Source organism: Streptomyces sp. ADI95-17, from assembly GCF_003846175.1.
Lineage (GTDB): Bacteria > Actinomycetota > Actinomycetes > Streptomycetales > Streptomycetaceae > Streptomyces > Streptomyces sanglieri.
The window spans coordinates 18,365-24,034 of record NZ_ML123059.1 but is presented as its reverse complement, the minus strand read 5'-3'; the positions used below and the strand labels follow the sequence as shown (position 1 = coordinate 24,034).

Sequence of the window (5,670 nt, the reverse complement as noted above, 5' to 3'; positions counted from 1 at the left end):
GTCACGGTGACCTCGTCGTAGTAGCTCAGCCACTCGCCGCCGCTCAGTGCACACCGGGCCCCCTGCTCGGGAGCCTTGACCGCCTCGGAGATCAGGACTTCCTTCCGGGTGTCGCAGCCGTCCTTGTCCGCGTCGACCCACAAGCGGAAGGAATCGCGCTCGTACCCGGTGCGGTCCTCGCTACCGGCCGGGATCTTGGCAATGGCCTCCGCGAGGGACAGATCGCTGCCGCCCGCAGGTGCGCCGGGTGCTGCGGACTCCTTGCCCGGCTGGGAGGCGGCGGGGGCCGAGGGCTTGGAATCGGAGTCGGACTTGGCCGCACTGGGATTGCACCCGGCGAGGGACGCGACGAGAAGGGCGGTGGCGATCGGGGCGAGACGACGTGCTGTCACAGCGGTACTCCGGCAGGTCAGGGGCTGGTGCGCCCTCATGATGGCAGGAGTGGACGGTCTGGTGACAGACGGTCAAATGTGCAGGTGGTAAGCCTTGCTGCGGCAGTACGGCATTCAGCGACGGGACCGTCCTTTGACCGTGTGCGAGAGCCCCGCCGGATCATCCGGGGGGGCCTCTACGTGGCGCTGCTGCGCGTCAGGCTGCCCGCACCCAGGTCTCCTGACAGTGCTGGTGACGACGGCGGCTGCGCATGGCGGTGCCGTGGGAACCGGGTCGGGTTCTTGTTCGCCCGGCCCGGCTTCCGTTGGCTTTGGTCATCGTCTGGTGATGGCGGCGATGGCTGCGGCGGCGCTGACGATCGCGCCGATCCCGCCGACGGCGCCTACCGAGACAGCGATGGGTGTCGCGATGGCGGGGTGCTCATAGGCCAGGTACAGCGTTCCGGCGGCGATCAGCATCACGAGGACCAGAACAATGGTGATCAGCGTGATGATGATCCACGGGGAGACCGGCGGCCGGGGCTCCGGGGACGGCGGAGCGGGGTCGGGCGGGTTGGTCGTGGACAACAGGTTCTCCTGCGCAGGGGCGTGAGTGCCACGACGGGAGCGGTTGCTCCGTGGCGGCGGGCTGTGGTTGATGGGGCCGGGCCGGTGCCCGGTCAGCCGAAGGCCTGGGTGAGAATGCTCGGCCGGGGGGCGACTGCCCGAAGCGCCGTCCAGTGGCGGTGGATCCGGTCACTGTCTCCGTGGAGGGCCTCGGCCAGCGCCTCGGTGGCCTCCCAGCTCAGCTGACCGGCCTGGCGGGCCGGGGACGGGGCGAGGACGGACCTGATGACCGCGCTCTCATGCCGGTGACCCTTGGGCAGCGCGCTGATGAGGATGTCGGGGTCCGGGCGCGCCTGGGCCAGGTGCAGACCGCGCATGGCGCCCTGGAAACGGGCGAGTACCGTTTCGAAGCCCGCATCGGGCGGTGTCTGCCGCTCCTGCCCGTTGGCGGCGTTCCACAGGTCGACCAGGTCGTCGGGATCGCCGTCGCAGGCGAGCACGAAGCTGCGCACTGTTGCCCAGGACGGGTGCCGCTCGCCGGCTGTGAACCGGTAGACGTAGGAGGGCGAGAGGCCGGCCTGGACGGCGACCGCGCGGACGGGCTGACCGCTGAAGCGCTGAAGGTGCGACAGAGCGCGGGCCAGTGCGTCCCGGCCCCCCCACCTGGGCGGGCTCTGCCCGTCCGGTCCGTCCCCGGCCGCCGCGGGCTTCGGGGCGACCTCGGCGGCCGGTACTACGGGCTGCCGGGGGCGCCGGCCGCGCCGGGCCTCGACGGCCTTGGAGACCTGGACCGTCGAGTACTGGCTCTGCAGCTGGCTGACCGTCATCGACGTCACCGCGGCGATGTCCTGCCACCGCGCCCCGCGGTCAAGTGCTTCGCGTACGGACACGGCGATGAAGTCCTCCAGCTCCCTCTTGAGCGCCACGGAGTGCCGCAGGGGCTCCAGCGGCCAGGACGGAACAGGCAAGGAAGAGGACTGCGCGACCATCCGGGCCCGGGTGGCGACGGCCTGGCCGATGCGCTCGGCCTCCCGGGAGAAGTCGGCTTCCTGAGAATCCGCGCTCCGGACACGGAAGGCGGCCGAACGGCACTGCGCAGAGCAGTACTTGGGACGACGACCGGTCGGGTTCTTCCGCACGAAGCGGATACGGCAGTTCTGGCATTCGACCTGATCAGCAGATCGGCTATCGGGCATGAGATTCCGTCGTACTAGGTGATTTCGGAAAGAAGCGAACGTCTGACCGCTCAGCAGCCCTTAACAGGCGATTTCGTTCTCCCGGGTCACGCGATTGCGCGAAACGAAACAACAGTCCAAACCCGCCCGGCGCCGCGCAGTACCAACGGCGCACGCCGGACCAGCCACGCCGCGCTCCCGCACGGCGAACAAGGACCTCACAGGTCAGAACGATGAACGACAGGCCGCCCGGCGCCCGACGCACCGCCAAAGCCTCTCTCCGGGCCCACCAGCCCCCTCGCCGCGAAGTGGTGCCTCACCAGTCGACACACACTGCGCCCTACAGCCCAAACAGGGCCCGTGCTAGTTTCGACACCGCTGGTCAAGGAATGAGTTTCCTGACCAGGCGAATGTGGAACAGAGGTCACGTAAGTCTCCTTTCGTTTCGCAACTGCATGTAGACGGAGAGGTCCTGAGGCAGGTTCCTACGCCGTTGGCTCGGGACCTCTCCGGTAGCACAGGACCCTAGCTCAGTCCGTGCACACACAGCGACGTGTTCACTACAGCCGCAAGCCCGTTCGGGCAGCCAAGGCGCCTCCGCTCCCGCCCTGTTAGCCATGTCCCGGGGCCCGCGCGGCTGAGCGCGGACCGCATCAAATGGTCACCTTGACGCCCACGCGTCTACGCCACATGCGTAGCTCCAGCAAACCTCCGCGGACAGAACATGAGTACAAGCCCACGCCCGTCCGGGCCATTCGGTCCGAGGCCGCCGCCCCACGGGCAGCTTGAGGCGAAGACGGTCCATCGCCTTCTTCACGTTCCCGAGCTGGTCGCCCAGCACCCGCATTCGCCAGGCCGCGGCGTCGACCGCCTCGTCGAGGATCTCGTCTACGGCGAGCTCGCCGCCGGCGGCCAGCTCGTGCATCCTGCTCTACGTCGCCCATCTAGCCGCCGACTACGCCCTGCAGACGGACCGCAAGGCCGGGTGGATCGAGGGACCCAAGGACCCGACCCCCGGCCGCTACCACCACGGATGGGGTGAGAATCTGGCGCACGCCGGGACACACGTCCTGGTCACCGCCGTAGCACTCGGGGCCGGCACTCTGGCCCTGAGCCTCCCTCTGACCATCCCGGCCGCCACAGCTGCACTGCTCTGGATCGGCACGACGCACGGCATCATCGACCGCCGCTGGCCCGTGCTGCGCAACCCCGCTCAATGACGACTCAACCGAGACGAAAGACCGCGTCGCCGGGCTGATGGTCCTGCTCTATGGCCAGACCCCCGCCCGAACCTGCCGACTGACCACCGCACACGTCATCCAGGACGACAAGGGCGTCGCCCTGCAACTCCACGAGATCCCATTGAGGCTGCCGCCGCCCCTGGACACCCTGGTCCTCCAACTCGTCGACATCGCCACTGTGGCACCACACGATCACGGTCCGCGCGAGTGTAGCCATCACGCGTCTCACGCCAACACCTGGGCCGAGGCTGAGAAACAGGTACATATTTTTCAGGCGGATGGGTCGCTGCTGCGCTGGATTGCGGCTTGGCGCAGTGTGTCGAGCATGGGCAGGACGTCGTTCTCGGTGGCGTCGCTGATGGAGAGGAGGTAGCTGATGAGGGCGCGGGCGATGATCTCGGTCTGGTCCGGTGTCGCGGTCGGGGCGAGGGCCTTGAGTGTTTCCAGGAGGACTCTGGAGACCTGCACGGTCGGGTCGGTGCGCATCTTCTCCGCCGCGGCCGCGAGTTCGTGGTCGGGCATGCCGTCGTGGATCCCGGCCTGGCCGGGCAGCAGCTGCTGCATGATGCTCTCGCCGAGGTCGGTCAGCAGGACCGCTGTCGGAGTCTCTCCGGGTTCGTGCCGCAGGAGCGCGGCCGTGTCGGTCTCCTCGTCGCGCCATACCGCTTCGAGGTAGCCGCATGCGCGAAGGACGTCGTCCGGCGCCATGGGGTCGGTCATTTGTACTCCCACATGTTGTCGGTCCGGGCCCGGTCGAGATCGATGCGCACGACCAGCCCATGATGGTCCGAGGCATCCGCCGGGGTGTCGAGCAGGGCGTAGTCGACGATCGTGTCACGCAGCGGCGCCGACACCCACAGCTGGTCGATCCGGTCGTCGGTCGCGGTCCGGCGCAGCAGCTCCTTGTCACCACGCTCCTCGTAGAGCTTGGCCGCCGCGTCGACGAATCCGGTGTACGCGAGGATCTCCGCCACCCGCCGGTCGGGCACCAGCTGCCCGCCGGTCTCCGACGGAAGGCGGGTACGCGCCGACCGGTTGTACGGGAGCATCGCGGAGTAGTCGGGGGAGGGGCTGGCCGGGTCGGCGGGCGGGTAGTTGATGTCGCCGGCCACGATGCCGTAGGGCCCGTACCGCAGCGCCCGCGTCGCGATCAGTTTCGCCTCGTCACGTGCTTTGTCGGCGACGAACGGATTCAGATGCGCGGAGACGATGGTGAGCGGGGCGGGCAGGCCGACGTCGAAGACCGCGACGCCGAAGCCGTGCAGCGTCTCGTCCGAGAAGTCGGTGTTCCAGTGCGTCCAGCGGCCGAGTGTCTCGCGCCGGTAGAGGAGGGTTGGCGGGATCCCGGAGCGGGACGGCGGGATCGGCATCGCGTCCAGGTCCAGGTCCCGCATGGCCACACCGAGCTGCCGGTGGCCGTACTTGTCCCAGTCGGATGCCTCCTGCAGCAGAACGGCGTCGACGTGCCGGGCGCCGACCCGCTCGGCCGCGCTGTTGATGCGCTCGGCCAGCTGCGGCCAGCGAAGGTCCGGATCCCCCGACCCGGTACGCAGACCGCCGAGCCCGAGATTCTGCACCGCGATCGTCAGCTCCATGCGCTCTCCCCTTGCATCTGAGGCGTTGTCCCGTCCGGAGGAGCCGCCCGGACGCCCCCCGGGGGCACCGTAGCCACAACCCGCGCTTCCCATGGGCTGATCACTCCAAGTCGAGCGGGGTCCCGATCACGTGTGGCGAGCGGGGGAGCGGGCCCGTCATGGTGCCGGGCGTCGGATGTCGGCGTACACACGCGCCCGCACCCCTGGTACCCCGGGCTCGCTGCGCACGGGCGTGATGCCGGAGGTGGCCCACCGCTGTTCCAGTTCGGTCATCACGGCGTGGGCGGTTTCCTTGTCGGCGGCGGTGATGTCGAGGACCACGAGTCCGGGCTCGTCGATGTGCTGGGCGTCGATCTTCATGCCGCCTGCGACGCGGCTACCGTCCTGCCGGGTTCTCCGGCGCCGTGCACGCCATCCGTACGAGCGACGTGAGGACTGCCTGGGTGCGGCGGTTGACGGGCGCCACCGACCCACGCCCGCAGATCGTGCAGGCGGGCGTCGACGACTGCACCCGCCCGGCCAGCCGGCGGATGATGACCGCCGACCTGGCCCTGTACCCGGCCTGGATGTCCGCGCTCGGCGTGGTCCGCAGGCTCAGGCGGCCGAGGCCTTGACGCCTCCCTTGCCCCGGTAGTCCTGGGTCTTCGTCTTCTTCTGGGACTGGTTGTGCTGCTCGGTACGCGTCGTGCTCTTGGTGGTGGTTGCCTTCTCCTGGGCCCGG

Annotated in this window: 8 protein-coding genes and 1 pseudogene; 2 read left to right on the top strand and 7 right to left on the bottom strand. The window is 69.2% G+C overall.

What is annotated here, in order from left to right:
• The 3 genes and pseudogenes from EES42_RS45540 to EES42_RS44360 form a co-directional block, all read right to left on the bottom strand.
• Positions 1-392 (bottom strand): annotated as a pseudogene (locus tag EES42_RS45540) (HNH endonuclease); the annotation flags it as partial.
• 315 nt (positions 393-707) lie between these two features.
• Complete coding sequence (locus EES42_RS44365) at positions 708-959, bottom strand: hypothetical protein (RefSeq protein WP_124723849.1); 252 nt, start codon at positions 957-959, stop codon at positions 708-710.
• A 92-nt stretch (positions 960-1,051) separates the two neighbouring features.
• Entirely contained in the window at positions 1,052-2,077 is a 1,026-nt protein-coding gene (locus tag EES42_RS44360) for a helix-turn-helix domain-containing protein (RefSeq protein WP_124723848.1), read from the bottom strand.
• An 821-nt stretch (positions 2,078-2,898) separates the two neighbouring features.
• Between EES42_RS44360 and EES42_RS44355 the strand changes: the two genes are divergently transcribed.
• Positions 2,899-3,333, top strand: a complete 435-nt coding sequence (locus EES42_RS44355; protein ID WP_241197009.1) for a DUF3307 domain-containing protein — start codon at positions 2,899-2,901, stop codon at positions 3,331-3,333.
• 4 nt (positions 3,334-3,337) lie between these two features.
• Here the strand turns inward: EES42_RS44355 and EES42_RS45535 are convergent, their stop codons facing one another.
• The 4 genes from EES42_RS45535 to EES42_RS44335 form a co-directional block, all read right to left on the bottom strand.
• On the bottom strand, positions 3,338-3,571 hold the full coding sequence (locus EES42_RS45535) for a hypothetical protein (protein WP_164495615.1): 234 nt from the start codon (positions 3,569-3,571) through the stop codon (positions 3,338-3,340).
• A 53-nt stretch (positions 3,572-3,624) separates the two neighbouring features.
• On the bottom strand, positions 3,625-4,074 hold the full coding sequence (locus EES42_RS44345; protein WP_124723847.1) for a hypothetical protein: 450 nt from the start codon (positions 4,072-4,074) through the stop codon (positions 3,625-3,627).
• Entirely contained in the window at positions 4,071-4,949 is an 879-nt protein-coding gene (locus EES42_RS44340; RefSeq protein WP_124723846.1) for an endonuclease/exonuclease/phosphatase family protein, read from the bottom strand. Before EES42_RS44340 ends, EES42_RS44345 begins: the two co-directional genes overlap by 4 nt.
• A 156-nt stretch (positions 4,950-5,105) precedes the next feature.
• The gene (locus EES42_RS44335; RefSeq protein WP_124723845.1) at positions 5,106-5,309 is read right to left on the bottom strand and encodes a DUF6207 family protein; all 204 of its coding nucleotides are present in this window, start codon (positions 5,307-5,309) and stop codon (positions 5,106-5,108) included.
• 83 nt (positions 5,310-5,392) lie between these two features.
• Between EES42_RS44335 and EES42_RS45530 the strand changes: the two genes are divergently transcribed.
• On the top strand, positions 5,393-5,563 hold the full coding sequence (locus EES42_RS45530; protein ID WP_164495613.1) for a hypothetical protein: 171 nt from the start codon (positions 5,393-5,395) through the stop codon (positions 5,561-5,563).
• Positions 5,564-5,670 lie beyond the last annotated feature (107 nt).